This is a genomic window from Variovorax sp. LjRoot290, assembly GCF_964253985.1.
Lineage (GTDB): Bacteria > Pseudomonadota > Gammaproteobacteria > Burkholderiales > Burkholderiaceae_C > Variovorax.
Genome location: NZ_CAXURW020000002.1, coordinates 1,400,643 through 1,426,565 on the forward strand (window position 1 = coordinate 1,400,643; position 25,923 = coordinate 1,426,565).

29 protein-coding genes and 1 pseudogene are annotated in these 25,923 nt (G+C 64.4%); 20 read left to right on the forward strand and 10 right to left on the reverse strand.

Annotation, left to right across the window (positions count from 1 at the left end; translation table 11 throughout):
* Positions 1-53: 53 nt before the first annotated feature.
* Positions 54-620: a sigma-70 family RNA polymerase sigma factor gene (locus ACSQ9A_RS35760; RefSeq protein WP_436307465.1), complete on the forward strand. Its 567-nt coding sequence runs from the start codon at positions 54-56 to the stop codon at positions 618-620.
* A complete protein-coding gene (locus ACSQ9A_RS35765; RefSeq protein ID WP_436307466.1) occupies positions 617-1,315 on the forward strand; it encodes an NrsF family protein in 699 nt (232 codons plus the stop codon). The genes ACSQ9A_RS35760 and ACSQ9A_RS35765 overlap by 4 nt, the downstream gene beginning before the upstream one ends.
* A gap of 2 nt (positions 1,316-1,317) precedes the next feature.
* On the opposite strand, the gene ACSQ9A_RS35770 is transcribed toward ACSQ9A_RS35765, so the two are convergent.
* On the reverse strand, positions 1,318-1,512 hold the full coding sequence (locus ACSQ9A_RS35770; protein WP_436307467.1) for a hypothetical protein: 195 nt from the start codon (positions 1,510-1,512) through the stop codon (positions 1,318-1,320).
* Between the two features lie 196 nt (positions 1,513-1,708).
* The gene (locus tag ACSQ9A_RS35775; protein WP_436307468.1) at positions 1,709-2,173 is read right to left on the reverse strand and encodes an RseA family anti-sigma factor; all 465 of its coding nucleotides are present in this window, start codon (positions 2,171-2,173) and stop codon (positions 1,709-1,711) included.
* A gap of 749 nt (positions 2,174-2,922) precedes the next feature.
* Here ACSQ9A_RS35775 and ltrA point away from each other — a divergent pair.
* From ltrA to ACSQ9A_RS35790, 3 genes and pseudogenes are all read left to right on the forward strand, one after another.
* Positions 2,923-4,402, forward strand: a pseudogene (gene ltrA / locus ACSQ9A_RS35780) (group II intron reverse transcriptase/maturase).
* A gap of 219 nt (positions 4,403-4,621) precedes the next feature.
* Positions 4,622-4,948 (forward strand): type II toxin-antitoxin system PrlF family antitoxin, encoded by a 327-nt coding sequence (locus ACSQ9A_RS35785; protein WP_436307469.1) that lies wholly within the window; start codon positions 4,622-4,624, stop codon positions 4,946-4,948.
* On the forward strand, positions 4,945-5,451 hold the full coding sequence (locus tag ACSQ9A_RS35790) for a type II toxin-antitoxin system YhaV family toxin (protein ID WP_093111161.1): 507 nt from the start codon (positions 4,945-4,947) through the stop codon (positions 5,449-5,451). The genes ACSQ9A_RS35785 and ACSQ9A_RS35790 overlap by 4 nt, the downstream gene beginning before the upstream one ends.
* Before the next feature lie 461 nt (positions 5,452-5,912).
* Here ACSQ9A_RS35790 and ACSQ9A_RS35795 read toward each other — a convergent pair whose 3' ends face one another.
* Together ACSQ9A_RS35795 and ACSQ9A_RS35800 are read right to left on the reverse strand one after the other, a co-directional pair.
* Entirely contained in the window at positions 5,913-7,043 is a 1,131-nt protein-coding gene (locus tag ACSQ9A_RS35795; RefSeq protein ID WP_436305038.1) for an IS110 family transposase, read from the reverse strand.
* Between the two features lie 374 nt (positions 7,044-7,417).
* On the reverse strand, positions 7,418-8,107 hold the full coding sequence (locus ACSQ9A_RS35800; RefSeq protein WP_436307470.1) for a GntR family transcriptional regulator: 690 nt from the start codon (positions 8,105-8,107) through the stop codon (positions 7,418-7,420).
* A 164-nt stretch (positions 8,108-8,271) separates the two neighbouring features.
* Here ACSQ9A_RS35800 and ACSQ9A_RS35805 point away from each other — a divergent pair, with 164 nt between their 5' ends.
* The 12 genes from ACSQ9A_RS35805 to ACSQ9A_RS35860 all read left to right on the forward strand — a co-directional run bounded on the left by ACSQ9A_RS35805 (position 8,272) and on the right by ACSQ9A_RS35860 (position 18,328).
* Positions 8,272-9,045, forward strand: a complete 774-nt coding sequence (locus ACSQ9A_RS35805; protein ID WP_436307471.1) for an SDR family NAD(P)-dependent oxidoreductase — start codon at positions 8,272-8,274, stop codon at positions 9,043-9,045.
* A gap of 41 nt (positions 9,046-9,086) precedes the next feature.
* Positions 9,087-10,298 carry an ABC transporter substrate-binding protein gene (locus tag ACSQ9A_RS35810; RefSeq protein WP_436307472.1) on the forward strand — a complete coding sequence of 404 codons (1,212 nt, stop codon included), beginning with the start codon at positions 9,087-9,089 and terminating at the stop codon, positions 10,296-10,298.
* Positions 10,299-10,355: 57 nt separating this feature from the next.
* Complete coding sequence (locus ACSQ9A_RS35815; RefSeq protein ID WP_436307473.1) at positions 10,356-11,258, forward strand: branched-chain amino acid ABC transporter permease; 903 nt, start codon at positions 10,356-10,358, stop codon at positions 11,256-11,258.
* Positions 11,259-11,263: 5 nt separating this feature from the next.
* The gene (locus ACSQ9A_RS35820) at positions 11,264-12,217 is read left to right on the forward strand and encodes a branched-chain amino acid ABC transporter permease (RefSeq protein ID WP_436307474.1); all 954 of its coding nucleotides are present in this window, start codon (positions 11,264-11,266) and stop codon (positions 12,215-12,217) included.
* A gap of 56 nt (positions 12,218-12,273) precedes the next feature.
* On the forward strand, positions 12,274-13,038 hold the full coding sequence (locus ACSQ9A_RS35825) for an ABC transporter ATP-binding protein (RefSeq protein WP_436307475.1): 765 nt from the start codon (positions 12,274-12,276) through the stop codon (positions 13,036-13,038).
* The gene (locus ACSQ9A_RS35830; protein WP_436307476.1) at positions 13,031-13,750 is read left to right on the forward strand and encodes an ABC transporter ATP-binding protein; all 720 of its coding nucleotides are present in this window, start codon (positions 13,031-13,033) and stop codon (positions 13,748-13,750) included. The genes ACSQ9A_RS35825 and ACSQ9A_RS35830 overlap by 8 nt, the downstream gene beginning before the upstream one ends.
* Before the next feature lie 26 nt (positions 13,751-13,776).
* Positions 13,777-14,529, forward strand: a complete 753-nt coding sequence (locus tag ACSQ9A_RS35835; protein WP_436307477.1) for an SDR family NAD(P)-dependent oxidoreductase — start codon at positions 13,777-13,779, stop codon at positions 14,527-14,529.
* A 13-nt stretch (positions 14,530-14,542) separates the two neighbouring features.
* A complete protein-coding gene (locus ACSQ9A_RS35840) occupies positions 14,543-15,271 on the forward strand; it encodes an SDR family NAD(P)-dependent oxidoreductase (RefSeq protein ID WP_436307478.1) in 729 nt (242 codons plus the stop codon).
* Positions 15,268-16,998, forward strand: a complete 1,731-nt coding sequence (locus ACSQ9A_RS35845; protein ID WP_436307479.1) for an FAD-dependent oxidoreductase — start codon at positions 15,268-15,270, stop codon at positions 16,996-16,998. The genes ACSQ9A_RS35840 and ACSQ9A_RS35845 overlap by 4 nt, the downstream gene beginning before the upstream one ends.
* The gene (locus ACSQ9A_RS35850) at positions 16,995-17,600 is read left to right on the forward strand and encodes a glutathione S-transferase family protein (protein ID WP_436307480.1); all 606 of its coding nucleotides are present in this window, start codon (positions 16,995-16,997) and stop codon (positions 17,598-17,600) included. The genes ACSQ9A_RS35845 and ACSQ9A_RS35850 overlap by 4 nt, the downstream gene beginning before the upstream one ends.
* A gap of 121 nt (positions 17,601-17,721) precedes the next feature.
* Positions 17,722-17,967, forward strand: coding sequence for a hypothetical protein (locus tag ACSQ9A_RS35855; protein WP_436307481.1), 246 nt, complete (start codon positions 17,722-17,724; stop codon positions 17,965-17,967).
* A 70-nt stretch (positions 17,968-18,037) separates the two neighbouring features.
* Positions 18,038-18,328: a hypothetical protein gene (locus ACSQ9A_RS35860; protein WP_436307482.1), complete on the forward strand. Its 291-nt coding sequence runs from the start codon at positions 18,038-18,040 to the stop codon at positions 18,326-18,328.
* A 524-nt stretch (positions 18,329-18,852) separates the two neighbouring features.
* Here ACSQ9A_RS35860 and ACSQ9A_RS35865 read toward each other — a convergent pair.
* Positions 18,853-19,761, reverse strand: coding sequence for a LysR family transcriptional regulator (locus tag ACSQ9A_RS35865; RefSeq protein ID WP_436307483.1), 909 nt, complete (start codon positions 19,759-19,761; stop codon positions 18,853-18,855).
* A 95-nt stretch (positions 19,762-19,856) separates the two neighbouring features.
* Here ACSQ9A_RS35865 and ACSQ9A_RS35870 point away from each other — a divergent pair, with 95 nt between their 5' ends.
* The 3 genes from ACSQ9A_RS35870 to ACSQ9A_RS35880 are packed head-to-tail and all read left to right on the forward strand — an operon-like array spanning position 19,857 to position 22,763.
* Complete coding sequence (locus ACSQ9A_RS35870; RefSeq protein ID WP_436307484.1) at positions 19,857-20,828, forward strand: tripartite tricarboxylate transporter substrate binding protein; 972 nt, start codon at positions 19,857-19,859, stop codon at positions 20,826-20,828.
* A gap of 10 nt (positions 20,829-20,838) precedes the next feature.
* Positions 20,839-21,798, forward strand: coding sequence for a Bug family tripartite tricarboxylate transporter substrate binding protein (locus ACSQ9A_RS35875; protein ID WP_436307485.1), 960 nt, complete (start codon positions 20,839-20,841; stop codon positions 21,796-21,798).
* Between the two features lie 5 nt (positions 21,799-21,803).
* The gene (locus tag ACSQ9A_RS35880) at positions 21,804-22,763 is read left to right on the forward strand and encodes a 2-hydroxyacid dehydrogenase (RefSeq protein WP_436307767.1); all 960 of its coding nucleotides are present in this window, start codon (positions 21,804-21,806) and stop codon (positions 22,761-22,763) included.
* 162 nt (positions 22,764-22,925) lie between these two features.
* Here ACSQ9A_RS35880 and ACSQ9A_RS35885 read toward each other — a convergent pair whose 3' ends face one another.
* The 5 genes from ACSQ9A_RS35885 to ACSQ9A_RS35905 all read right to left on the reverse strand — a co-directional run bounded on the left by ACSQ9A_RS35885 (position 22,926) and on the right by ACSQ9A_RS35905 (position 25,767).
* A complete protein-coding gene (locus tag ACSQ9A_RS35885) occupies positions 22,926-23,507 on the reverse strand; it encodes a hypothetical protein (protein ID WP_436307486.1) in 582 nt (193 codons plus the stop codon).
* A 12-nt stretch (positions 23,508-23,519) separates the two neighbouring features.
* Positions 23,520-23,966: an NUDIX hydrolase gene (locus ACSQ9A_RS35890; protein WP_436307487.1), complete on the reverse strand. Its 447-nt coding sequence runs from the start codon at positions 23,964-23,966 to the stop codon at positions 23,520-23,522.
* Between the two features lie 207 nt (positions 23,967-24,173).
* Positions 24,174-24,632, reverse strand: a complete 459-nt coding sequence (locus ACSQ9A_RS35895) for a DUF234 domain-containing protein (protein WP_436307488.1) — start codon at positions 24,630-24,632, stop codon at positions 24,174-24,176.
* Positions 24,583-25,491, reverse strand: a complete 909-nt coding sequence (locus ACSQ9A_RS35900; RefSeq protein WP_436307489.1) for an AAA family ATPase — start codon at positions 25,489-25,491, stop codon at positions 24,583-24,585. Before ACSQ9A_RS35900 ends, ACSQ9A_RS35895 begins: the two co-directional genes overlap by 50 nt.
* A gap of 153 nt (positions 25,492-25,644) precedes the next feature.
* A complete protein-coding gene (locus tag ACSQ9A_RS35905) occupies positions 25,645-25,767 on the reverse strand; it encodes a hypothetical protein (protein ID WP_436307490.1) in 123 nt (40 codons plus the stop codon).
* Positions 25,768-25,923 lie beyond the last annotated feature (156 nt).

The window sequence follows — 25,923 nt, forward strand, 5'->3', positions numbered from 1 at the left end:
GTGATCGAAACCCTGCGTTGAGGCTCGTCCCTCACACAACGTCGCCGAGCGAAATGCCCGTCGTGGTGCGCGAGTTCGACTGGTCCATCTTGATGGCGCGCGCCCAGGCGGGTGATCGAGAGGCCTATCGACGCCTGCTCGACGAGATCACGCCGTATTTGCGCTCGCTGGCGGTGAAGGCGCATCGCGATCGCAGCGATGTCGAAGACACGGTGCAGGATGTCCTGCTCACCGTTCATTCCATCCGTCATACCTACGATCCGGGCCGCCCCTTCGGCCCATGGCTGGTGGCGATTGCGCATCGGCGCATGGTCGACCGGCTGCGCCGCCAGGGCCGCGCCACACAGCACGAGACACCGCTGGCCCCCGGACATGAAACCTTGGTGGTCACCGAAGCGAACTACCCTGGGGAAAGTGCCGACTTGGTGGCCGTTCGCGAGGCGGTGGAGCGCCTGCCGCCGGGGCAACGTGAGGCAATCAAGTTGTTGAAACTGCAGGAGATGTCGTTGCGCCAGGCCGCCACGGTCAGCGGAATGTCGATCGCCGCCTTGAAGGTGGCGGCTCACCGCGGGATCAAGAACCTGCACAAGCTACTCAACGGACCCGGCAGCGGATCATGATCAAGACGAGCGATCTCATCGAAGCGCTGGTGGCCGATGCGCGGCCGGTGCGCCGTCTGCGGCCGCCGTTGTTGCGGGCGGCGCTGTGGCTGCTGCTGCCGGCGCTGATCTTCGGATTGCTGGCGGTGGGCCACGGCGTGCGCCCCGACCTTGCGCAGCGACTGGAGCAGCCGGACTTCATCGTCGGCACCGCTGCCGCGCTGCTGACGGGCGTGCTGGCGGCCATCGCATCGTTCAAGCTGAACCTGCCCGACCGATCGCGCGGCTGGGCCCTGCTGCCGGTGCCCGCGCTGCTCGCGTGGGTGGGCACCGTCGGGTACGGATGTCTGGTGAACTGGGTCAGCATCGGCCCCGATGGTGTCCAGTTCGGCGAGACGGCGCGATGTTTCGCTACCCTGCTGATGATCAGTCTGCCGCTGTCGCTCGCCATGTTCGCCATGCTGCGCCACGGGGCGGTGCTGTCGGCGAGCACAGTCTCGCTGACGGGAAGCCTGGCCGTGGGCGCGATGAGCGCCACGGCGATGTCGATTTTTCACAGCTTGGACGCAACCGTGATGATCCTGGTCTGGAACCTGGGCACCGCGGCGCTCATCGTCGCGCTGGGCCGCTTGCTCGGCCCCGGCTGGCTGCTGCCGGACGTTGAACAGGGAGTGCCGAGGGCATTGGGGTCTGGGGAGCAACGGAACCCGGCCTGACCTCACTCCCGCGCCAGCACGTCGATGATCAGGCAGACAGTTCCGCCGTCAACGGCATCGCATTGCTGCACCAGTCCGCCCAGCAATTGCCGCATGGCGGCCAGAACAGCGATCTTCTGCTCGATCACGCCGCTTGGCGTGGGCGCGGTGGCCGCGGTGGGACAGGTCACCAGCGAGTCGAGCATCACGGCGTTCATCAAAGGCTGCGGGTTCAGGATCTGGTTGGGATGGAAGTAATCGAACGGGTGTTCATGATGCTGCTCGGCAGGTTCGAGTTCGGCATGAATTCAACGCCACGGGCCTTCCAAGGTGGCGTTGCGCAGGAAACCGGAGGGCATCTGTGACGCACCGCCAGCCTGCTGATGCGCCTCGAGCAACTGATCCAGTCGAGGATCACGCAGCATCACCTGAGGGGCGCCAGTTCCGACCGCGACCTGCGTCGGAGCGAGCGGGGACGCGGCGGACGGCTGCCGCCCACGCGATGCCGCGAGGACCGAGCCAGAACTCTGCTGGTGCGCTGCTGCTGGTTGAGCGTCGGCACCGCACCGCTGACCCAGTTCCATCCGATGGCCGCCGCTGCCGCCAGCGATGCGAAGCCTGCCACCAGTTTCCACGCAACACCGGCTCGTTCGCCACCTCGTCACGGGGTTCCGCGAGCAAAGCCTCGGGCGAAAGAACCGGCGCGCTGCACGCAGGATGGACGCCCGACCGCAGCACCTCGCCGACCAATTGATAGGTGCGCCAAGTCGCCCGCAACTCTTCGTCGCTGCAGACCGTGCCTACAGCTTGTGCAAGCTCGTCTTCTCGTAGCTGGCCGTCGTAGCTTGGCGATTGCCATCGCCGTATTCGTGTAGCCATGGGTGTCTACCGCCAGCAGCGACAGCCGGATTCGGTCCTCGGGCCATGCGAACTCGTTCGAGATGGACCTGACATCCTGCGGTACATGCGGTGCGCGGTGGGCCTCGTTGTTCTGCGTTGCCAATGGCGCAACTGGTCGGGAGCGGGTCACGGATGCCGAAGCGAAAACTCTTCTCGATCCTCCCGCAGGGCCACAGCGCAAAGCTGCGCTTCGCGATTGGATCGATCGTCATACTTGAAGTCGCAAATCGGCCGAGGCTGTGTGAAAACTCAATGCGGTCGACATCGCTCCGAAGGTCGACCTCTCAGATGGACTCAGGTTGCGTTTTTTCTGATGTGCCAAGGGGTCAAGGACCCCTGAAAACATGACTCAACGGAGTTTTCACACAGGTGCGCCGGGAGACCGGCAAGGAGTAGGTGGTGCAAGTCCACTGCGATGAAGGAGTAGCGAACCACATCGGCCCCGAGCCGTGCGCGTGCTTTCGTGAGGATGCACGTGAAGCGTCGGTAGGGGTACGTGCAGGCCAGCCATTGAGCCGCGATAGAAAACTGTTCCCGGGTGCCGACGCTGTCTGTGTAGCGGAAGGCAACATGTCCGAATGCGTCCTCGCAAGCACTCGGGCAACCCGGCGTGGTCGTAGAACCTGGCATGCACGCACGCTCTTTGCACGGGAACCGGGAGATCTCGGGTTTGACCAGCCGCGCGATGTTGGGTTGGCCCGCATCGGGAAGGCGAGGAGCCGTAGCCGATGATGAACGGACCCGAGAAGTCAGACTCCGCCATAGTAGCGATGAAGCCTGCGAACAAGGTCGGGCGACCGACTGCGGAGTGGGCGGAGCCAAGGGCGGGGACCAAGGGGAACACGGGCCAACCGCACACGCGACGGACTCAGAGCCGCGGTAGCGTGTCACAGGGGCTGGACCGTGTACGCAACGCTGCAAGGCAGCGGAAGAAGGAGAAGTTCACTGCGCTGCTGCATCACGTGGCGGTCGAACTGCTGCGGGACGCGTTCCTGGCGCTCAAGCGCCGTGCCGCACCCGGAGTGGACGGCGTCACGTGGCGGGACTACGAGGCGAACCTGGAGGGCAACCTCCAGGAACTGCATTCGAAGGTCCAGAGTGGCAGCTACCGGGCACTGCCCGTCAGGAGGCGGTTGATACCGAAGCCGGACGGCAGACAGCGCCCGCTGGGGATCGCCGCGCTGGAAGACAAGATCGTCCAGCGTGCGCTCGTCGCGGTGCTCAACGCCGTCTATGAGGAAGACTTCCTCGGGTTCTCGTACGGGTTCCGGCCCGGGCGCAGGCCGCATGACGCGTTGGACGCACTGTCGGTGGCGATCTGCGACACCCCGGTGAACTGGATTCTCGACGCCGACATTCGAGGCTTCTTCGATTCGGTCAGCCAAGACTGGCTGGTCCGATTCCTGGAGCACCGGATTGGCGACGAGCGCGTCATCCGTCTTGTGCGCAAGTGGCTCAAGGCGGGCGTCCTGGAAGACGGGAACTGGAGCGTCAGTGAGAGGGGGACACCCCAAGGGGCAGTGGCATCGCCGCTGCTGGCCAACATCTACCTGCACCACGTCTTCGATCTCTGGGCTCAGCAATGGCGGCGGCGCGAAGCCACCGGCAATGTGATCGTCGTGCGCTATGCCGACGACATCGTTGTCGGCTTCGAGCACGAAGCCGATGCGAGGCGATTCTGGGATGCGATGCGGCAGAGGCTCGAGCAGTTCGCGCTCGAGCTTCACGGGGCAAAGACCCGGCTGCTGGAGTTCGGCCGCCACGCGGCGGCGCGACGAAAGCACAGCGGGTTGGGTAAGCCGGAAACCTTCAGCTTCCTGGGGTTCACGTTCATTTGCGGCAGGTCTCGACGCGGAGCCTTCCAGCTCCAGCGCAAGAGCCGGGGCGACCGCATGCGAGCGAAGCTTCGCGAGGTCAAGGAGGAACTGCGTAGCCGCATGTACTACGCCATCCCCGAACAGGGCCGATGGCTGAGGGCAGTGGTCACGGGGTTCTTCGCATACCACGGCGGTGCCGACGAATGCCCGGGCGCTCGGCGCGTTCCGCCACTATGTCAGTGATCTCTGGCGACGAACGCTTCGGCGTCGAAGCCAAAAGGATCACATGACGTGGCAACGAATGACGAAGCTCGCTGATGCGTGGCTACCGCCGCCCCGAATCCTTCATCCGTGGCCTGACCAGCGCTTTGCCGTCACTCACCCAAGGTAGGAGCCGTATGCCTGAATCGGGCACGTACGGATCTGTGCGGGGGGCGTCCAGCAATGGGCGTCCCTACCGTAATCCTCGGCCATAAGCGGGCGTGCGACGGCACCTCAGAACCCGCGGGACCGGTGAGAGCGGCGAGCAGCGCTGCTGACAATGCAGTGCATTGCCAAGACAATGCAATTGCATTACTATCCGGGGAAGCAAAATTTTCAGGAGGCCGAAATGGCTGCCACCCTCAAAGCTGAAAGCACCCTCACCGACCGCTACCAGACCACAGTGCCCGAGCCAATTCGGCAGGCGTTGCGGTTGGGCAAGCGCGACAAGATTCACTACGAGCTGAAGGATGGTAACGTCGTGATCAGTCGTGCCGAAGCAGCCGCCGAGGCGGATCCTGTCATGGGCCAGTTCTTGAATTTCCTGGCCAAGGACATCGCTGCCCACCCGGAGCGCGTGAAGGCCGTGGACGCCGGGTTCGTGGAGCGCCTGCGTGGCCTTACCGAAGGCGTCGATGTTGACCTGGACGCTGCGCTGTCGTGTGACGACGAATGACTGAGGCCGCTGAACCGAGGCCTCTGATCATCAACGGCTGGAACATCTTCGCGCACCCGCTCTTCCTGGACCAACTCGAGGAACTCGCGCAAAAGGTGGAGGCGCTGAAGAAGCGCGACTCGAAGGGCTGGATGAAGAAGAACGCGGCCAAGCGCCTGGCTGCGGTAACGAAGGTCGCGTTTGAACTGATCCCTCAAGACCCTACGCATCCGCAGTTCCGCCAGGGCGACACCCTGGGAGACGAGTACAAGCATTGGTTCCGTGCCAAGTTCCTGCAGCAGTACCGCCTGTTCTTCCGCTACCACGCCGAGACCAAGACGATCCTGCTGGCCTGGGTGAACGACGAGGACACAAGGCGTGCCTACGAGAGTGATACAGATGCCTACAAGACCTTCCGAAAGATGCTCAAGGATGGCAACCCGCCCGACAGCTGGAATGCGCTGCTGAAGGAGGGACGGGAGCAGATCGAGCGGCTGGCCAAGGTGGCAGCGGCGACGAAGTAGGTCCCGGTGGAGGCGGACGGCGTCTCTGGGTTTGAGGCTGCCATCTCAGCCCGGCAATCGCTGGCCGAGATTGCCTCCCTGGACTGGCGAGGGCCGTGTGAAGAAACTGTCGTCGTCATGCGGGCGGCTGATATGGCTTGATCCTGTCAAGAGCGCAAGCCCATCTCTCCGGGTTCCGGATTGCAGAATTCGTTCGCGAATGCCGGATGGGGAACGCGACGGAGCCGGGTGCGTGAGCGACGGTTGATCATGCTGATATGCGTGGATTGGCTACCGACAGTTCATGTATTCGTCGCGGGGCTGCCTGCTTTCTAGGGTCTGCGGTTGGTCACTTGCGTGGCTGCGCAATAGCCGCGCCGAGGATTCCCCTGTGGCCGTGGCTGCGCCGCGTTCCCGATCCGGCCTCAAAGAGGTTGTTCGATAGGCGCCTCCTTCGCGTTGCTTGCCATGTCATCGCGGGTTCACGTCGAGGCAGGCGGCGTCACCTCGCGCGCAATGGCCCACACGAAGCCCGAGAGTTCGCGCGCGATGGCCACCACGATCTTGTTGTGCGGCATGCGCCGCGCGGCCAGCCGCTTGAAGCGCGCGCACAGCCGCAACTGCGCCGTCCAGGCGATGTCGGTCACGGCCTTGGGCAACTCCGACTGGCGCCTGGCGATGACCGCACTGACCCGCGCCGGGTAGCGGTACTGGTGCGCCACTTCCACCAGCATGCGCCGCGCCGCCGAGTTGCCGGCCTTGGTGATGGCACCCTGTCGGCGGCGCTGGCCGCTGGAACTCTCGCTGGGCACCAGGCCCAGGTAGGCCATCAACAGGCGCGGGTTGGCGAAGCGGTGGAAGTCCTGGATCTCGGCCACCAGCGTGATCGCGGCGATGAGCTGCACACCGCGCAGCGCCTGCAGCGCGGCCACCACCGGCGCCAGCGACCAGCCCGCCAGCGCATCGCGCAGCGACTGCTCCAGGCGTGCGATGCGCGCCCCCGACTCGCTCACCGCGTGCAGGTACTCCTGGAAGGCGATCTGCTGCGCGGCGTGCGGCAGCGCCATGCTGGCCAGCCAGCGCAGATGCGCCGCCGTCCAGGCGCTCTTGCCCGCGTACACCACGCCGCTGCGCAACAGCAGCGCCTTCAGGCGGTGGCGCGCGTTGCGCTGTTCCCGCACCGCGTCCTCGCGGGCGCGCACCAGATCGCGCAGCGCCTCGTCCACGGCGTCTGGCACGCGCACGGCACTGAGTTCACCTGCGCGTGCCAGGCGCGCCAGCATCAAGGCGTCGCGGCGGTCGGTCTTCACCCGATCACCCGAGCGCTTGGGGATGGACGAGGGCGCCACCACCTCGCAGTGGTAGCCCAGTGCGGCGAGGTGGCGCTGCAGCACGAAGCCGCAGGGGCCCGCTTCGTAGACGACATGTAGGCAATGGCCCCGGCTGACCAGGCGGCGCAGGGCCTTGGTGACGGCACCGACGCCGCCGGCGACCGCGCCCAAATGGCGCACTTCGCCGTCACGGCCGGCCTCGGCCAGGGCGATGTCGATACTGTCCTTGTGGACGTCTAGGCCAACGTAAACGGTGGCCGCAGTGGTGGTAGATTGACTCATGGCCCGTCTCCTTGCTCGTTGACACGCTGTCCGCCCCTCGGGGTGCAGCGTTGTGGCTCGGCGCACCCACGGTGCGCAACCCACGGTAGTCCTGGAGACGGGCCACCTCAACGGCTCAAGCCATTCTGTCTAGCCCTGCGCAGCATTCTGTCGACCATCGCACCGAACTTCCGCTTCCACAGACGTGAAGGACCGCAACGGGCCACTGTTGACATTGGCCGGTCAATATTGCCTGCCGCAAAGCAGTCGCTCACTTTGACTTAAGCGGCAGCTGCCGTAGGCATCCGCAGGAACGAGGGGATAGGCGTCACTTGAAGCGCGTGGCCCGGCAACTTTGATGCCACCTACCGCGCGACCTTGGAAGGCAAACGTTCTTACGCGGCGCTCTCGGCGTCTGCCTTCATCAGGCGTTCGAAGTTGCTCTTGAATATGATCCCCGCGTAGTAAACGTGCTCGCGCATGAGCTGCTCCGCACGGCCGCTGTCGCGCTCGAGGACCGCTTCAATGATGCGATGGTGATCGCCATGTGATCGAAGAATCACTGTGTGCTCGACATCCCAGAGCACGATCCGGTCGGACGCATAAGGAATATTGTTGGCCTGTTCCGCGAACCGACCGACCCACGGGTTCGCGGAAGCTTCCAGCAGCGTGTTGTGAAGATCGATGTTCATCTTTTGATAGGGCTCGTGGTCTTCGGGTTGCAGGGAGCCCTTTGCCAGGATGCGATCACCGATTTCGAGGCAGTCGCGCAATCGCTGCGCTTGCAAGTCGCCCAGACCGCGCTGCGCCGCGCTCTTGCAGGCCAGTCCTTCAAGTACGGCACGCACCTCATAGGCCGCCACGATGACATCGAGCTCGAACTCCCGCACCACGTAGCCGCGCTTGGGCTGATGGTCAATCAGGCCTTCGCTGGCGAGCGTCGCCAGCGCTGCGCGCACGGGGGTACGGGACACGCCCATCGCTAGCGCAGTCGGAATTTCCTCGATGCGTTCACCGGCCTTGAAGCGGCCGTGAAGGACCCAGTCGCGCAGGGCTTCGGTGACTTGGTGAGACAGTGTTTCCAACGCCGAGCCTCCAGTACTTAAGGGTTCTTGAATTGCCAAGCAAGTATACATGAAAGACCAATTTACGCCATAAATAGGGTAAACCCGCTATATCGTCACTCATCATGTATACATACTGCATTGCTCTCGAGATATGAGAAGCGCATTTTTTTCACAGGAATCGCATGGCAAACAAGGCATCGGACGGCAGGTTGGCAGTGATCACGGGTGGCGGCCGCGGCATCGGAGAAGCGATCGCCCGCCAATTGGCGGCGCAAGGGTTGCGGGTGGTGGTGGCCGACATCGACGGCGCCAACGCCACACGCGTGGCGGACAGTCTGGGCTCGCCGCATGTTGGCCGCACCGTGGATGTGGCCGACGAGCGCGCGGTTGATTCGTTGTTCGACGAGATCGAAGAGAGCGTCGGACCTGTCGCCGTGCTGGTATGCGTCGCCGGCCTGCTGATCCTTCCGGGCGGCGAGCGGCCGATGATCAAGGATATGACCCTGGATACATGGGAGCGCAGCTTCGCGGTCAACACGCGCGGCGCCTTTCTGTGCAGCCGGGCATACCTGCAACGGCGCGAGGCCGCGAATGTCGAGCATGGCCGCGTGGTCTTCTTCGGCTCGGTCGCCGCACAGCTCGGCGGCTACCGATCAAGCGCCGCATACATCGGCGCCAAGTCGGCGGTTCATGGCTACGCAAAAGCCTTCGCGCGTGAAGCCGCGCACCTGGGCATCACATCCAACGTCATCGCGCCCGGCCTGATCGATACCGAGATGCTCCGCAGCACGGTGACCAGCAGCGGTGCGCTGGCGTCGGTGGCGCAGAACATCCCGCTCGGCCGCGTCGGCACCGTGGACGACGTGGCGGCGGCCGTGTGCTACCTGGTTTCCCCCGCCGCTTCCTATATCACCGGCGACGTCATCGACGTCAACGGCGGCTACCGCATGCAGTAGCAGAAGCGTCCCCCGATTCGCTCAACCAACAGGAGACATTCATGAAACTTCTCAGATCCGTCTTTGCCCTTGCCGCTTGCAGCCTCGCGGTCGGCGCACTCCAGGCGCAGCAGGAACCCGGCTTGACCGACAAGACCATCAAGATCGGCTTGTTCGGCCCGCTGTCCGGCAATTCGATGGCATATGGCTTCGACGTGATGAACGCCGCCAAGATGTACTACGACAAGATCAACAAGGAAGGCGGCGTCAACGGCAGGAAGATCGAGCTGGTGATCGAAGACGACCGTTGCAATGCCAACGACCTGCTGGCCGCGGTCAAGAAGCTTACGGAGCAGGACAGGGTCTTTGCGCTGAACGGCGGCTCGTGTTCGAGCGCGGTGGTCGGCGCACGGGAATATGTCGAGCGCGCGCAGATTCCGTACGTCATGCTCAACGCTTCGGGCGACGGGGCGCTTTATCCGCCATCCAAGTACATCTACGGCGCTTTCTCGATCTCCCAGCGCGCCGTTGGTGGTTCGATGGTCCAGTTTGCCTCGGAGCACCTGAAGGGCAAGAAGGTCGGCTACATCAACCACGATGACGCCTATGGCGGCTGGAACCTCGAAGCCGCCGATTTCCAGGCCAAGAAGATCGGGGTGGACCTGCAGGTGCAATCCATCAATCCGAATCTCACCGACGTCACGGCGCCGATGCTCAAGATCCGCGCGGGCAATCCGGACGTGCTGCTGATCACAACCTATGCGCGGCCGGTCAGCCTGCTGGTGAAGAAGGCTCATGAGCTCGGCTTCAACAAGCCGATCGTCATCGGCGTCAACGGCACGGCCGACCTGAAGCAGCTGGTCGAGAACGTCGGCAACAAGGAAGCGTTCAAGAACGTCTACATCCAGGAAGTGTTGGCCGACGTTCCCGGCGGCCCCAAGCTCAAGTGGGTGTACGACATGTACAAGACCTACTACCCCGAACTCGCTTCCAAGCCGGGCTATCCGCAGACCTACATGCCCTACGGCATCCCGCCTGCGATGACGGTCGTCAACGCGCTCAAGGCGGCCGGCCCGAACCTGACGCGCGAGAAATTCCTGACTGCGCTGTCGCAGACCAAGTTCGACTCCGGCGTGATGGCGGGTCCGATCGAACTCACCGCGACCGACCATGCCGGCCAGAAGTCGGCCATCTACCTGAAGTTCGACGGCGAGAAACAGACGCTCGTGCCTGGCGCATACCGCAGCCAGTGGACCTACCAGCCCAGCAAGTAACCAACCAGCGAGGAGCGGCCGCGGATGCTGTGAACAGCGCCCGCAGCCGGTGAAACCATGGGTCTCAGTGATATCTGGCTGTTCCTGCAGCAGGGCGTGTTGTCAGGCCTGGTGACGGGCAGCGTCTACGCCCTGCTGGCGATCGCGATCGTCGCGGTCTTCAAGACCACCGATGTGCCCAATTTCGCGCAAGGCGAAATCTTCATGATGGCCGGCTACGTGGCGCTCATGCTGCTGCTCGTCGCGCAACTTCCGTATGCGATCGTCATTCCTTTGACGCTGGTCGTCGTGGCGGGCGGGACCGCGCTCTTCCAGCGCGTCGTGATGGAACGTGTGACGGTTTCCAAGGGCGTCGGCGTCCAGCTCGTGATCGCCACGCTCGGCTTCGCCTACGCGCTGAAGGGCATGGTGCGCCAGACCGGGTTGGGCGACACGCCGCGCTCGCTGCCGTCGCTGGTCTCGGCCGATGCAGTGGTGATCGGAGACGCGGCGCTCACGCGGCTCGACGTCGTCATCTTCATCGTGTCGATGATCGTCATGCTGCTGCTGTACTTCATGTTCAGCCGCACGCGCATCGGCAAGGCCATGCGCGCGGTCGGCATGAATCCGCGCGCCGCGCAGATCGTCGGCATCCGGCTGTCCCGCATCCGGATGCTCGTATGGGCGATGTCCGGCCTGATCTCGGCGATCGCCGCCTTGCTGATCACGCCCAAGGTGCTGATCACTCCCGACATCGCGCACATCGCCATCCTGGCCTATGCGGCGGCCATCGTCGGCGGCTTCACCAGCTTGCCCGGCGCCGTGCTGGGAGGCCTGCTGATCGGCGTGATCGAGAACCTGGTGGGCCTTTTCATCTCGACCAATGCCATCGTGGTCGCACCCTTCCTCGCCATCCTGGTCACCCTGGTGCTGCGGCCCCAGGGCCTGCTCGGCGGCAAGCCGCAGGTGAAAAAAGTATGAAAAACATGACTCCCGACCGCTGGGCGATGCTGTTCGCCGTGGTCGTCCTCCTCGCGCTGCCGTTCGCGGTTTCCGGCTACGTGCTGTACGTCGTCAACCTGTTGATGGTGTTCATCGTACTGGCGCTCGGCATGCATGTCGTCATCGGCGAGGCCGGCCAGTTCGCGCTGTCGCACACCGCCTTCTACGGCATCGGCATCTACACCGCCGGACTGATCAACACAGCCTGGCATCCACCCTTCATCGTGTCGATCCTGGCGGGCGGGCTGCTGTCGGCGGTGCTCGGCTACGTCATCGGCCTGCTGGCGCTGCGCATGCGCGACATCTACCTTGCGCTCGCCACCTTCGCCTTCGGCGAGGCGATGCAATGGGTGTTCCTCAACTGGGAAGGCGTCACGGGCGGCTCGAACGGCATGCGCATGCAGCCCGCCGAGCTGTTCGGTTACAAGCTCACCAACGACCTGCAGGCCTACCCCTTCGTGGCGGTGCTGATGGCGTTGATGCTGTGGCTCACCATCGCGCTGTCCAGGTCGCAGTACGGCTCGTCGCTGCGTGCGGTGCGCGAGAGCGACGTGGCGGCCATGGCCATGGGAATCAACGTCAAGGCGATGAAGCAGAGTGCGTTCGCGATCTCGGCGGCGTTCGCCGGCATCGCGGGGGGCATGTATACGCTCTTCACCTCCTTCATCCATCCGGAAAGTCTCGGCTTCCAGACGACCATCGTCGTGCTGACGATGGTGGTCGTGGGCGGCATCGGATCGGTGCGAGGCGCTGTCGCCGGCGCCATTGCCTTTGGGCTGATCTCCGAGTTGCTGCGGCAGGCGCTGTCGATCCAGGAGGTGATCTACGGCGTGATCCTGATGGGCTTCATGATGTTCAAGCCCAAGGGCCTGTTCGCCGACCGGGCCGGGCGCGTGGCGCGCCAGGTTCCCCAGGTTACGCAGGAGGTACGGTCGTGAGTGCCGCCCGGCCGCCCGAAGGCGCTCGCACCGCAGCCGAAGGCGAAGGTACTCCAATGAGCGCCAACCCCTTCGTCGAAGTCGAGGGCATCACGGTGCGCTTCGGCGGGTTGACGGCAGTCAACGCCCTGTCCTTCAAGGTCGAGCGCGGCACCATCCACGCGCTGATCGGGCCCAACGGCGCAGGCAAGTCGACCACCTTCAACTGCATCTCCCGGTACTACCAGCCCACGGCCGGTCGCATTCGAATCGACGGCCTGGACGTGACGCACCACCGCCCCTCGCGCATGGCGGGGCTCGGCGTCGCGCGCACGTTCCAGAACCTCGAACTGTTCGGTGATCTGAGCGTGCAGGAGAACGTGCTGCTCGGCTGCCATGCGCACAGCGCCAGCACGCTAGGCGGTCTGCTGCGCCGGCCCAACGCCGCAACCCGCGAGCTGGTCGACAGCCTGATCGAACGGGTCGGCCTGACGCACGACCGGAACACGCGTGCCAAGGAACTCGACTTCGGCCACCAGAAGCTGCTGGAGATCGCGCGCGCCCTGGCGCTCAAGCCGCGGCTGCTGCTGCTCGACGAACCGGCCGCCGGCCTGCGCAACAGCGACATCGAGAACCTCGATCGCCTGCTGACCGAACTTGCCCAGCGCGACGGCATCACCGTGCTGCTGGTGGAACACGTCATGCAGCTCGTCATGTCGATCTCCGACCGCATCACCGTCATGTCCTTCGGCGAAAAGATCTCGGAAGGCACGCCGCAGCAAATCAGCCAGGACCCAAAGGTCATCGAAGCCTATCTGGGCAAGGGAGCCGCACGTGTCTGAACCTTTTCTCGAACTGCGCGGCATCAGTGCTTCGTACGGCGCGATACAGGCCTTGTCCAAGGTGTCCCTCAAGGTACCGCAAGGCGGGATCGTCGCCTTGCTCGGCAGCAATGGCGCCGGCAAGAGCTCGACGCTGAACACCATTTCGCACCTGGTCGATCCGACCCATGGCGAGGTGATCTTCGACGGCAAGCCGATCCACCGGCTGCCGTCCGACGAGATCGTCCAGCGCGGGCTGGTGCAGGTCCCCGAGGGACGGGAAGTGTTCAAGGAAATGAGCGTCCACGAGAACCTCGAGCTCGGCGCGTTCCTGCGCCGCAACCGGCGTGAGATGGCGGAAGACTTCGACAAGGTCTATATCATGTTTCCCCGCCTCAAGGAACGTCGGGAGCAGCGCGCCTCGACCCTCTCCGGCGGCGAGCAACAGATGCTGGCGATCGGCCGCGCACTCATGTCGCGGCCGCGGATGATCATGTTCGACGAACCCTCGATGGGCCTGTCGCCCGTGCTGGTCGAACAGATCTTCGAATCCATCCAGCGACTCAACCGCGAGCAGGGCCTGACCATCCTGCTGGTGGAGCAGGACGTCCGGCTGGCGCTGACGGTGGCCAGCTATGCCTACATCCTCGAGAACGGCGAGATCAACCTGGAAGGTCCGTCGCAGCAACTGATCAACGATCCCGCCGTGCGGCGCGCGTATCTCGGCGTTTGACGCGCCGAGGCACAAGGAGAAAACAAATGGATTTGCTGAAGAACAAGCTGGCGCTCGTGACCGGTGCGGGCGGCGGTCTCGGCTCGGCCATCGCGCGCGGCTTCGTCCGGGAAGGCGCCCGCGTCATCGTGGCCGACATCCATGCAGACAACGCGGCGGCGGTGGCCAAGGCCATCACCGACGCGGGCGGCGAGGCATGGAGCGTGGTGCTCGACGTCACCGATCGCCCGGCCACGCAAGACTGCGCCGCGCACCTGACCGAGCGCTTCGGTCCGATCGACGTGCTGGTCAACAACGCCGGCATTTCCGGCAAGGCCCGCATCGACGAGCCGGAGGCCGCGGCGGTATGGGACCGGCTCATCTCGGTCAACCTGCAGGGCCTCTTCAACGTCACGCATGCCTTCGTGCCGGCGCTGAAGCAATCGCGCGGCTGCATCGTGAACCTGTCGTCGATCGTCGCTTTCGTGAGTGGCATCTCCTCGGCCGGCTACGTCGCTTCGAAGGGAGCGGTGCGATCGCTGACGCAGGTGCTGGCGCGCGACCTCGCGCCTTTCGGCGTGCGGGCCAATGCAGTGGCGCCGGGATTGATGCTGACCGACATGGTGGCGCCGCAACTGGCGGTGCCCGGCGGCACCGACTGGTACATGAAGCGAGCGCCGATGGCCCGCGGCGGCGAAGTCGACGAGATCGTGGGTCCGGTCGTCTTCCTGTGCTCGTCCATGGCCAGCTACGTCAATGGCGTGGTGCTGCCGGTGGACGGCGGCTTTCTTTCAGCATGAGAACCGGAACGACATGAACAAACCGATTGCATTGGTCACCGGCGGTGCCGGCGGCATGGGACTCGCCACGGTGGAGCGCCTCGCGCGCGACGGCTTCGCCGTGGTGATGGTCGATCGCGACGAAGCGCTCGCACAACGCGAAACGCAGCGCCTGGTCGACCTTGGACTGGACGTGCAATGCCGCGTCCTCGACTTGACGGACGAAGAGGCTGTGCGCAGCCTGGTCCGGTCGCTACCGCCAATCCAGGCGCTGGTCAACAACGCCGGCATCTTCGACGAACGCAAGTTCCTCGAAGTCTCCAACGCCGACTTCCGCCGCGCCTACGAAGTCAACCTTGTCGCAGTGGCGACGCTGACGCAGGAGGCCGCGAGGACGATGCCCGACGGCGGCCGCATCGTCAATATCGCCTCGCGTGCGTACCTCGGCGCCAAGAACCACCCGCACTACGTCGCATCCAAGGCCGCAGTGGTTGGCTACACGCGGGCCAGTGCGATGGAGCTGGCGCCGCGCGGCATCCTGGTGAACGCCATCGCGCCGGGCCTGATCGATACACCCATCCTGCGCGCGCTCACGCCCGAACGGCTGGCCCAGCAACTCGCGCTGCAGCCCACAGGGAAGGCGGGGAAGCCTGAGGACATCGCGCAGGCGGTGTCGTTCCTGGTGTCTGCGCAGACGGGGTTCATCACCGGGCAGGTGCTGTTCGTCGATGGCGGCAAATCCCTGGGCGGGTCGGGCGCATGAATGACAGCTCCTGGGATGCCGAGTACGACGTGGTCGTCATCGGCGCAGGCGCCGGTGGCATGGCAGCGGCCCTCACCGCGAAAATCGAAGGCCGCAGCGTGCTGCTGACCGAAAAGACGGACCGCGTCGGCGGATCGACCGCGGTGTCCGGCGGCGCCGTCTGGGCGCCGTTGAATGCGCAATCCGCGAAGGTCGGGCATCCCGACACCATCGAGAAGGTCTGGACGTACATGCAGAAGACGGTAGGCGATGCGGCACCGGCGGCGATGCAGCAAGCCTTCCTGCGCAACTGCGCGGGCATGGTCGACTACTTCGAAAAGAACACGCTCGTCGAGCTGGTGGCGCGCAGCAACTCGCCGGACTACTACCCCGACCGCGAAGGTGCCGCGTTCGGGGGCCGCTCGCTGGATCCCGCGATGTTCGACGGGCGGTCGCTGGGTCGGAATTTCCAGGAGCTGAGGGATCCGCTGCCCGAGTTCCAGGTGCTCGGCGGCATGATGATCAACATGACCGACGCCAAGCACCTGCTTGCGGTCACGCGGTCGTTCGAGTCGTGGCGCGAGGGCATGAAGCTGGTGCTGCGCTATTTCAGCGACCGCTTGCGCGGCTATCACCGCGGCACGCGCCTGGTGTTGGGAAACGCACTTGCGGGGCGGCTGTTCAAGAGCGTGCTCGACCGGGGGATCGAATACTGGCTGAATGCGCCGCTTGAGAAACTGCATGTGGTGGACGGTCGGGTGACCGGGGTCTCGCTGATGCGCGAGGGCAAGCGGGTCGCGGTGCGGGCTCGGCGCGGCGTGATCGTGGCGACCGGTGGATTTCCTTGGAGCGAAACGCTGCGCAGCGAACTTTATCCGCAACCGAGCGGCCCATGGTCCATGTCACCGCAGGCCAACCAGGGTGAAGGCATCACGTTGGCCAAGGAGGCCGGCGCCACGCTCGGCACCGGACACGTGAGTCCCGCGTTCTGGGCGCCGGTGTCGATCCTCAAGCGGCCCGACGGCAGCGAGGTCCGGTTTCCGCATCTGGTATGGGATCGCGCCAAGCCGGGGCTGATGGCGGTGAATCAAGCGGGGGAACGCTTCGTCAACGAGTCGACGTCGTACCACGAGTTCGTGCGCGCCATGTACCGGTCGCACGAGATGGTGCCCACGGTGCCCGCGTTCCTGGTATGCGATCACGACTTCATGGAGCGGTGGGGCCTTGGCCTGGCGCTGCCTGGTGGCCGGCCGCGGGAGCATCTTGTGCGTGCGGGCTATCTGTACAAGGCGCAGTCGCTGCGCGACCTGGCTGCGGCATTGGGCATCGACGGTGAGCGTCTCGAGGCTTCGGCCGCGCGGTTCACCCGGTTTGCCGAAAGCGGCAAGGACGACGATTTCGGCAAGGGCAGCACGGCCTACAACCGCTATCTCGGCGACCCGGATCATCAGCCGAATGCCTGCCTCGGGCCGTTGCAGCGCGGCCCCTTCTACGCGGTGAAGGTGTATGCAGGCGACATCGGAACGGCCTGCGGCATCGCGTGCAACGAGCACGCACAAGCGCTGGATGCGCAGGGCCAGCCCATTGTCGGCTTGTACATGGCCGGCAACGACATGCATTCGGTAATGGGCGGCGAGTATCCTGCGCCGGGCATTACCCTGGGCCCCGCCTTGACCTTCGGCTGGATCGCCGGACGCCATGCGGCGAGCTCTCCCGAACTCCATTCCACAGCCGGCGCGCTCTCATGAAAATATACTTCTCCCCCTTTTCGCCCTATGTGCGCAAGTGCCTGGTCGCGGGCCACGAACTCGGCCTGAACGATCGGATTCGGCTCTTGCCCTCCAATGCAGGCCCCATCCAGCGGGACAAGGAGCTCATTGCCAAGAATCCGCTCGGCAAGGTCCCCACCTTCATCACCGACGACGGCCAGGTGCTGTACGACAGCCGGGTGATCTGCGAATACCTGGACGATCTGGCCGGCGGCAACTTGTTCCCGCGCACGGGGTCCGCGCGATGGGCTGCGCTCACGTTGCAATCACTGGGCGACGGCATCCTCGACGGCGCGTTGCTGGCTCGCTATGAGGACGTGGCGCGTCCGGAGGCACTACGCTGGAGCGAGTGGCGTGCGGGGCAACTCGACAAGGCGGAAACTTCGCTTGCCCACCTGGATAGCCACCCCGAGATGCTGGAAGGCCGGGTCGACATCGGATCGTTGACCGTGGCTTGCGCGCTTTGGTACCTGGATTTACGGTTTGCGAATTTCGATTGGCGCAGCCGCCATGCCGGTGTGGCTAGCTGGTTCGCCAAGTTCAGCCAGCGGGCGTCCTTGCAGGGCACTTGGGCGCTTTGACCCGCCGTTTTGGTCAAACCGCACCAAAAGAAAATGAGTAAAACGAACGGTGTGGATCGAAAGCCGCTCGCAGCGCAATAAATTTCAGAGGAGCACCTCTCCATTCTTGGTCCAACCTTCCATGGGCAACTTGCAGACGTTGCAGTCACTCGGGATTTCGCTTCCGAGCCCGGCCTATATCCTTGGTGCCGTGTTATTCGGCCTCATCGGGTTCGTGGCGTATCGTTACGGAAAGCGCACCGGTCGCCAGCGAAGCAAATGGCTCGGTGTCGCCCTGATGCTCTATCCCTACGCGATTGCACAGACTTGGTTGCTATACGTCGTGGGCGCTGCGCTGTGCGTAGGTGTGCTCATCGACGGCGACTGAGTCTTCGACTTCCAGATTGGGGCAGGAACACGTCGGGGAACTGAACCAAGCTTCAGCGGTATCGAAAGCCATGACGATTCGTGTGGAGTGCTGCGCCGGCCATCGCGGTGAACCGGAACCGTTCGCCTTCTGGCTCGGCGAGCGCCGGCTTGCCGTGCGTGGCATCGTTGACCGCTGGTTTGCGCCAACGCAGCGCTGGTTCAAGGTCGACGCAGATGACGGGCATCTTTACGTCCTCCGATGCGACGAGAAGACCGGAGGCTGGGAACTTGCCGCCTTCACGCTTGGGCCCGGCCAAGTCCAGCAGCTACCGCCATGGCTCGAGGCGTTTCTCGTCACGGCTTGCAAGATTGAGCGGTAGCTCCGGACGTCTGCTCTTGGGCCGCATTCTGCCTTCGCGCTGGGCGCCCATCTTCAAGCGACCTGTTTCTCGCCCTTGGCGTAACGGGTAGGGCGGCGAGGTGATGATTGCGGAGATTTGATCCGTCAGTTTGCCGGCGAGCGTCTCGGTCCGGGTCCAGATGGCCACGCCCAGATCGGTGCTGAACGCGACCAGTGGCACCCCCTCGGGCGTCGGCGTGAGGTCGCCTTCCTGCTGCGCCTTGGGGGCAGGCGCCAATTGCCGCGCTGGCTAGGAACGCGCTCGAGCAGCCCGAGCTTGCGCAGCGTTTGCTGTGCCTGCCAGCGGACGTTCCGGTGCGCCAGGTTGTGGGGCTGGCGCGCACGGCCAACAGGCTTGCGCTCACCGCCGGCCAGGTCGAGCGCTCAGGAGAGAGCCTGGTTCGAGAAGCCTTCTTCGTTGATCTGGACGTTCCGATAGGCGCTCGTGTAGTGGAACCACGAAGGTGCAGAGACGGCGCCATGACGGGCGGCGAATGAGGCGGCTCAGGGGAGCGAGGCTGCGAGCCCCTTCGTACGATGACTGATGACGAACTCGCGCAGCGAGTGCAGCGCCGGGTTGCGCGAGTCCTCGCGCCATGCCAGATAGATCTCGGCGGTGACGTCCTTGCGCCAGAGCGGCCTCAGCACCACGTTCTCGAAGCCGAGATACTTCGCCGAGGCGGGGACGATGGCGATTCCGATGCCCGAGCGCACCAATGAAACGATCGTATGGGTTTGCCCGATGTGATGCACGTACTCCGGCGAGCGGTCCGTTGCGGGAAACAGATCGACGATCTTGTCGTGGAAGTATTTCCCCTCCCTTTCCGAGTACATGATCATCGGCTCGCCGGCCAGATCTTCGCGGCGCACGCGAGACTTGCTGGCCAACGGATGCCGGGCAGGCAGCGCGAGCACCATGGGCTCTTTCGCGATGCGGTGATAGCGAATGCCTGCCGCCGGCTGCGTCGGCCGCGCGAAGCCGAGGTCGATGGTCTCCGACTCGAGCGCGCGAAGCTGGTCTGACGAGACCATCTCCTTCAGCAGGATGCGGATGGCGGGCAATGCCTTGCTCACAGCCGCCAAGAGTTCCGGGATGAGCGCATAGCCGCAGACGGCCGTGTAGCCGACCACAACGCGGCCGGCCTCGCCGCGGGCAGTGCGTCGCGCCATGTCGGCAGCAAGCTCGGTGCGGCGCAGGATCGCCTCGGCTTCTTCACACAGGACTGCGCCGGCGGCTGTGAGGCGCACTCTCCGGCTCGTCCGTTCCAGCAGCTGGGCGCCCACGGCATGTTCGAGCAGCTGGATCTGGCGCGACAGCGGAGGCTGCGTCATGTGAAGCCGCGCCGCGGCGCGGCCGAAATGCAGTTCCTTGGCGACGGCGACGAAGCAGCGCAGTTGGAAGAAGTCAAGCATCGATCCAGATTGTGCATCGATCGATCCAGGATCTGGCTTGGACTTTTATCGATCCGCTTCTTAGACTCCAGTTCAAATCCTCCAGGAGACATTGCATGCGTCCACTCGTCCTGGGCATCCTTGCCGCAGCGACTGCTGCGTCCTTCGCCGCGCCGGCCACTGCCCAATCATTCCCCGCCAAACCGATTCGCATCGTGGTGCCCGCGACACCGGGCGGCGCGATCGATCTCGCCGCCCGCGTCATCGGCGACAAGCTCGCGCAGGCGTGGGGCCAGCCAGTCGTCGTCGACAACAAGCCGGGCGCCGCGGGCATCTCCGGCACGGACATCGTCGCGAAGGCGCCTGCAGACGGCTACACCTTCGCGCTCGTCGCGAGCAGCCATGCGATCAACGCCACGCTCTACGGCAAGCTGCCGTACGACACGCAGAAGGACTTCACGCCCGTCGCACTCACCCACGTGGTGCCGCTGGTGCTGGTCGTGAACAACAACCTGCCGGCGAAGAGCGTGCGCGACTTCGCGAACTACCTCAAGGCGAACCCGGGCAAGGTGAGCTATGCGTCTTCGGGCAACGGCGGTGCGCCGCACCTGTCCGCGGAGCTGTTCAAGTCGCTGACCGCAACGACGATGACGCACATACCCTACAAGGGCAGCACCGCGGCGCATACGGACCTCATCTCCGGCGAGGTGCAGGCGATGTTCGACACCGTGGTTGCGATCGGACCTCAGATCAAGGCCGGCAAGGTGCGGCCCCTGGGCGTGACCACGGCGAAGCGCTCCGCCGCATTGCCCGAGGTCCCGACGATCGCCGAGTCCGGCGTGAGCGGCTACGAAACGAGCACCTGGGGCGGGCTTATCGCGCCCGCCGGCACGCCGAAGGACATCGTGGCCAAGGTCAACGCGGAGGTGAACCGCATCCTGAAGATGCCGGATGTGCGCGAGCGGCTGCAGGCTTCGGGCGCCGAGCCGGCGAGCGGAAGCGCCGATGACTTCGAACGTTTCATCCAGTCGGAGATGCAGAAGTGGGGACAAGTGGTCAAGGCCTCCGGCGCCACGGCCACGCAGTGAAGGGGCAGCCTTGAAGAAGTCATTGATTGGGGTACTGGTCTCCATCTCGGCGGCTGGTGCCTTCGCGCAAACGTGGCCGGCGCGCGCCGTCACGCTGGTGGTTCCCTTTCCCCCGGGTGGCGGCACCGATACCGGCGCCCGCATCGTCGCGCAGCAGCTCTCGAAGAAGTGGGGCCAGCCGGTCGTGGTGGAGAACAAGGGCGGGGCGGCGGGACAGATCGGCGCCGAGTTCGTGGCCAAGGCGCGCCCCGACGGCTACACCATCCTCATGGGAAACATCGGAACACAAGCGATCAATCCCGTGCTCTATCCGAAGCTGCCGTACAACCCCGACACGGCGTTTGCGCCCATCGCTCTGGTGGCGGAATTGCCCCTCGCGATGATGGTTCATCCCGGCGTGCCGGCGAGGTCGGCGAAGGAATTCGTCGCGCTGGCCAAGGCGCAGCCCGGCAAGCTCAGCTACAGCAGTTCCGGCGCCGGCGGCGCTCCGCACCTCGCGGCCGAGATGTTCAAGGACGCGACGGGCAGCTTCATCCTTCACGTGCCCTACCGCGGTGGCGGACCTGCGATCGCCGACCTGCTGGCCGGGCACGTCCAGCTTTCCTTCATGACCGTTCTGGAAGCCAGCGGGCACATCAACGCGGGAAAGCTGCGTGCGCTGGCCGTCACCAGCGACAAGCGCGTGAGTGCGCTTCCTGCCGTGCCCACCCTCGCGGAATCGGCGGTGCCGGGATTCAACAGCATCTCGTGGATCGGGCTGTTGGCGCCGGCGCCGACCCCGCGCGATGTGGTCGAGAAGATCTCCGCCGATCTGCGCGAGGCGGTGGCGAATGACGAAGTGCGGGAGAAGCTGGTTCAGCTCGGCGCCGTCCCAGCCGCGACGACGCCCGATCAGTTTGCGCGGCTGATCGACAACGACCGCAAGCGCTATGCAGAGATCATTCGCGTGCGCAACGTCAAGATCGATTGAAGAAGATGACCGACCGTCCCGTCCTCCTCCAGACCATCGCGCTGCTGCCTTCGCTGGAGCGCGCACTCGCCGAAAGCTACATCGTGCATCGCCTGCCCGGGCGCGGACCTGAGCGCGATGCCTTTCTCGCCGAGCGCGGCGCGGAGATCACAGGGGTGGTGACATCGGCGGCCAGCGGTGCCGACGCTGGCTTGATCGGCTTGCTGCCCAACCTGCGGGTCATCTCGAGCTTTGGCGTCGGCCTCGATCGCCTGGACCTCACCGCCGCGGCGCAGCGCGGAATACCCGTCGGCTACACCCCGGATGTTCTCAACGACTGCGTCGCGGACATGGCCATGGGACTGCTGCTGTCGGTGGCGCGGCGGCTGCCGGAGGCGGACCGCTACGTACGCGCGAAAGGCTGGCAGGGTGGCGGCCACTCGCCCTTTCCCCTGGGCCGGCAGGTGAGTGGCGCGAAGCTCGGACTCGTGGGCCTCGGCCGCATCGGCCGGACGATCGCCCGGCGCGCGCTGGGATTCGACATGGAAGTTCGGTACCACACACGGCGGGCTGTGGAAGGCGTCGATTGGGCCTATGAACCTCAGTTGCTCGATCTTGCGCGCTGGGCGGACTTCCTCGTGATCATCACAGCGGGCGGTCCGGGTACCCGCCACCTCGTGGATGCCGCGGTGCTCGATGCACTGGGCGCCAAAGGCTATCTGGTGAACGTGGCCAGGGGAACGGTGGTCGACGAAGCGGCCCTTGTCGACGCATTGAAGGGAAAGCAGATCGCCGGCGCCGCCCTCGACGTTTTCGAGGACGAGCCGCGTGTGCCGGTCGACCTCCTCACGCTCGACAACGTGGTGCTCGCACCGCACATCGCGAGTTCGACGGTGCAGACCCGGGAAGCCATGGGCCGAAGGGTGCTGGACAATCTTTCGGCGTTCTTCTCGGGGCGCGCGTTGCCCAGCGCTGCTGCGAGCTGATGCTGCCTCGCCGCGGAACTTGCAAGAACTGAGAGCCTTCGGGGGCGCTTCCATCCCGCCTGTTTGTGCGCCACTGTGTTTTGAAGCATGACGTTGGGTGCTGTGTGTTGGTGCCGATAGCTTCTGGTCAACTTCGTCCGCTCTTGGGCCGGATTCTGCCGGCTATCGGTAGCTGTGCATGACAAAGTTGGGCACGGAGCCTGCTCGGACCTTTCGCTCCCAAATGTCCAACCACGCGCCACCCATCTTCCAGAAGACTCTGCACTGTTGAAAATAGCTAAGAACTGACCCGAACTCCCCGTGCTTCAGCAGCTCTTTTGCGAGCTGCATGCTTGGCCCGAACGAACCGAGTTGAGGCGACCCGCTGGTTTCGCCGGACGCTTTGAGCTCCTGTATACCAAGCAGCAGTTCGTCCTGTCGCACCGCAAGGAGGCCCAGGACGGTGTGCGCAAAATGAATGGCATTGCCGTGGTTCCAGTTCCGCTCAAAGGAAGTCGCAAGGTCAAGCAAGCTCCGGGCGAGCTGTTCTGCCAAGTCGTAGCGCTCAAGATTGAAGGCTGCGACAGCCGCACCCGGCAGCGCGTAAAAGCGGTCTTCTTCACTCGCTACGCCTTCCAACTTCTCGATTGCAACAGGTGCACGCTCAAGAGCAAGGCGCCTAAGTTGCCTCTGCATGCGTCGCGTGAACGGCTCTCGCTCGCTCTCAGCTTCGAAGCTAGTCCGTTTGCTCGTGCGCTTTGGCATCTTGTTGCGTTCCTAGCCTTCGACCGGCGGCATCGCTTCGAAGCCCGGCAGCGACCGAAGCAGCGCAGTCATCGACTTTGCAGCAAGCGCCGGTACATCCGCAATGTCCACCCACCTAAACTGGTCCACTTCGGGGGTCATCACGCCTGACGCGTGGTGAGGAAAGAAGCTCGTGCATTTGCATGCCGCGATGTCGCAGTTGCGCGTGTGCAGGACGACACGGAAAAGGTGTAGGTCCTTTCGGGAGAGGTAAAGCATGCGCCCAAGCTCCTCCATCGAATCCGCAATCAGTTCGATGCCCGTTTCTTCCCGGACTTCGCGGATGGCCGCCTCGCGCGGAGACTCGCCTTCTTCCGCGCCACCCTTTGGGATGTCCCAGTGCTTCTGCCCGGTGGCGTGCGCCAGCAGGAGCTGACCTTGCTCGTTCAGGATGAGCACCCCATAAGAAGTGGTCTTCATAGGCACCGGATTGTCGTTGGGCGCGGCACGGTTTGCGACGTCATTGCTGGCCGACTGTAGCCGGCGATCGACCGGTCCCAATCACCGCTCAACGCGAAACTGGACCGCCGTGACGTAGGTCCGCTTGGCCGAATGTAGCCAATCCCGGCCGGCCCGCCGCGCAGGAATCGAGTTTGAGGCGCGGGCGACTTTCGAGCACCAGGGCTCTCAGACGAAAGCGGCGTAGTCATGCAGGTCTTTGCATCCATACCCTCGACTAACGAGGGCGGCACGCTGCTCAGAGGTGAACTCGGGCGAGAAGACGACTCTCTCCTGCGTCCAGTTGCTCAGGTGTTTGTGCTCGCGTGCAGCCATGAATCCCGCGACATGCTGGTCGAAGACCTCGAGGGCCGCGTTGTCGTGCGCGCCAGCGGTGCGCTTACAGGAGCCGAAGCGAATACGCTTGCTGGCCTCATCCAGCGCGACAAGGTCTATCTCGATGCTACGGGCCACGTCCCGAGGCCTATTCCAGTAACCGAGCCTGAGCTCAGACAGCTCGAAGTCGCCGAGGCCTTTGCGAGACATCTCGGTATGCAGGCCGCGCACCAGCTTTTCGAAGGAGAAGCCCTCGAGAACCTCAAGCCGGCGCCAGTGCTTTGTCCAACGGTTTGAGCCGCGCGGCTTCACGAGCGGGCTTCGCCACTGCAAGCCACGCCTGCAGGAAATTGTCGGCGAGGTAGTAGCGCGCATTTCGGCTCTTGCTGTCCGAGAACACAGGATGGAGCTTGTCCACCATGCGGTAGTCGTTGACGAGCCGGCTGATGTGCGTGCCTAGTGGCGTCTTGTCGTGAGGGTCGTTCAACGCCGTGACCAGGTCTCCATTGCTGCAACCTGCGTGGTCGGCCAGGTAGTGCAATATGGAAACGGCTCGGCCGCGCAGTTCGCGCAGGAACCACGTGTCGGCCTCTTCAGACAACGGGCTGGAGCCGCGCACGAACATTCGGGTCAGCAGCTCCCGAGCGAGGTCCGCCGCGGGTGCCGCGAACAGGTCCTGCTCGAATGCATCGTGATAGAACTTTGGGACCCCTTCGAAGAAGGTCCAGAGCGTGAGCCATCGCTGCGGTTCCTCAACACCTTGGCTACGGAACACCGCCATCAGGTCCTGGAAGTCCCAGTGGTCCAGCCGGATTTGTGCCGTTGTGCGCCCATACAGGGGTGCTGCCTTGTCGTCCAGGAGGGCATTCATCTCGGACTGAAGAGAGCCCAGCACGAACAGCCCGCCGCGGCGCAGACCAGCGTTGCGCAGCCGGTCCACCTGCGCCTGAAGGAACGAATTGAACGCATGAAGCTTGGCGCGCGTGAAGTACTGGAACTCATCCAGCACGACAACCATGCCCGCATCGCAGAGCTGGCCGATGGCACCGGCCATTGACGCAAAATCCGTCACGTTTGCCGCAAGCGCCCGTGCATCGTCGCGCTCGCATTCGCCAAGGCTTCGAGCGAACGTGGTTGCGACATCGCGCTCGTCGGAATCGGGCACTTGCATGTGCACGAGGTTCGCCCCCAGGCTAGCCTCGCCCTTTGCAAGCTGACCCAGCAGCGTTGTCTTGCCTATCCGACGGCGTCCCTCGTATGGGTTTTTTGGCGGCAGAAACTATCGCCAAGACAGGCCCGCAGGCAGTGAAGCCTCTGGACAGGTTCAGCCGCCGTGCGGTGGCAGCGAATCCCGCACGACGAAGTACTTGTCGCCTGAGAAGCGCAGGTACCCCTTGGCGACAAGAGGCTCAAGGAAGCGAAGCACTTCCGAAATGATGCCGGTCATGGACTCGCCAGCGCTAGCGTCGAATCGCGCCCAGGTCCAGCTGTTCACTGCTGCTGCGGAGAAGCCGTAGTCGCGCTTTCGCGCGTCCGCAAGCGTGCCAACAATCGTTGGCCAGCTCGCCAGCTTCAAAGGGGGCTAGGGCGTGCCAGGCGCCAG

Bases quoted from the DNA above. Each gene is read 5' to 3' on its own strand.
- ACSQ9A_RS35760 (WP_436307465.1), top strand. From the start codon at position 54: ATGCCCGTCGTGGTGCGCGAGTTCGACTGGTCCATCTTGATGGCGCGC.
- ACSQ9A_RS35765 (WP_436307466.1), top strand. From the start codon at position 617: ATGATCAAGACGAGCGATCTCATCGAAGCGCTGGTGGCCGATGCGCGG.
- ACSQ9A_RS35770 (WP_436307467.1), bottom strand. From the start codon at position 1,512: ATGAACGCCGTGATGCTCGACTCGCTGGTGACCTGTCCCACCGCGGCC.
- ACSQ9A_RS35775 (WP_436307468.1), bottom strand. From the start codon at position 2,173: ATGGCTACACGAATACGGCGATGGCAATCGCCAAGCTACGACGGCCAG.
- ACSQ9A_RS35785 (WP_436307469.1), top strand. From the start codon at position 4,622: ATGGCTGCCACCCTCAAAGCTGAAAGCACCCTCACCGACCGCTACCAG.
- ACSQ9A_RS35790 (WP_093111161.1), top strand. From the start codon at position 4,945: ATGACTGAGGCCGCTGAACCGAGGCCTCTGATCATCAACGGCTGGAAC.
- ACSQ9A_RS35795 (WP_436305038.1), bottom strand. From the start codon at position 7,043: ATGAGTCAATCTACCACCACTGCGGCCACCGTTTACGTTGGCCTAGAC.
- ACSQ9A_RS35805 (WP_436307471.1), top strand. From the start codon at position 8,272: ATGGCAAACAAGGCATCGGACGGCAGGTTGGCAGTGATCACGGGTGGC.
- ACSQ9A_RS35810 (WP_436307472.1), top strand. From the start codon at position 9,087: ATGAAACTTCTCAGATCCGTCTTTGCCCTTGCCGCTTGCAGCCTCGCG.
- ACSQ9A_RS35815 (WP_436307473.1), top strand. From the start codon at position 10,356: ATGGGTCTCAGTGATATCTGGCTGTTCCTGCAGCAGGGCGTGTTGTCA.
- ACSQ9A_RS35820 (WP_436307474.1), top strand. From the start codon at position 11,264: ATGACTCCCGACCGCTGGGCGATGCTGTTCGCCGTGGTCGTCCTCCTC.
- ACSQ9A_RS35825 (WP_436307475.1), top strand. From the start codon at position 12,274: ATGAGCGCCAACCCCTTCGTCGAAGTCGAGGGCATCACGGTGCGCTTC.
- ACSQ9A_RS35835 (WP_436307477.1), top strand. From the start codon at position 13,777: ATGGATTTGCTGAAGAACAAGCTGGCGCTCGTGACCGGTGCGGGCGGC.
- ACSQ9A_RS35840 (WP_436307478.1), top strand. From the start codon at position 14,543: ATGAACAAACCGATTGCATTGGTCACCGGCGGTGCCGGCGGCATGGGA.
- ACSQ9A_RS35845 (WP_436307479.1), top strand. From the start codon at position 15,268: ATGAATGACAGCTCCTGGGATGCCGAGTACGACGTGGTCGTCATCGGC.
- ACSQ9A_RS35850 (WP_436307480.1), top strand. From the start codon at position 16,995: ATGAAAATATACTTCTCCCCCTTTTCGCCCTATGTGCGCAAGTGCCTG.
- ACSQ9A_RS35855 (WP_436307481.1), top strand. From the start codon at position 17,722: ATGGGCAACTTGCAGACGTTGCAGTCACTCGGGATTTCGCTTCCGAGC.
- ACSQ9A_RS35860 (WP_436307482.1), top strand. From the start codon at position 18,038: ATGACGATTCGTGTGGAGTGCTGCGCCGGCCATCGCGGTGAACCGGAA.
- ACSQ9A_RS35865 (WP_436307483.1), bottom strand. From the start codon at position 19,761: ATGCTTGACTTCTTCCAACTGCGCTGCTTCGTCGCCGTCGCCAAGGAA.
- ACSQ9A_RS35870 (WP_436307484.1), top strand. From the start codon at position 19,857: ATGCGTCCACTCGTCCTGGGCATCCTTGCCGCAGCGACTGCTGCGTCC.
- ACSQ9A_RS35880 (WP_436307767.1), top strand. From the start codon at position 21,804: ATGACCGACCGTCCCGTCCTCCTCCAGACCATCGCGCTGCTGCCTTCG.
- ACSQ9A_RS35885 (WP_436307486.1), bottom strand. From the start codon at position 23,507: ATGCCAAAGCGCACGAGCAAACGGACTAGCTTCGAAGCTGAGAGCGAG.
- ACSQ9A_RS35890 (WP_436307487.1), bottom strand. From the start codon at position 23,966: ATGAAGACCACTTCTTATGGGGTGCTCATCCTGAACGAGCAAGGTCAG.
- ACSQ9A_RS35900 (WP_436307489.1), bottom strand. From the start codon at position 25,491: ATGCAAGTGCCCGATTCCGACGAGCGCGATGTCGCAACCACGTTCGCT.
- ACSQ9A_RS35905 (WP_436307490.1), bottom strand. From the start codon at position 25,767: ATGACCGGCATCATTTCGGAAGTGCTTCGCTTCCTTGAGCCTCTTGTC.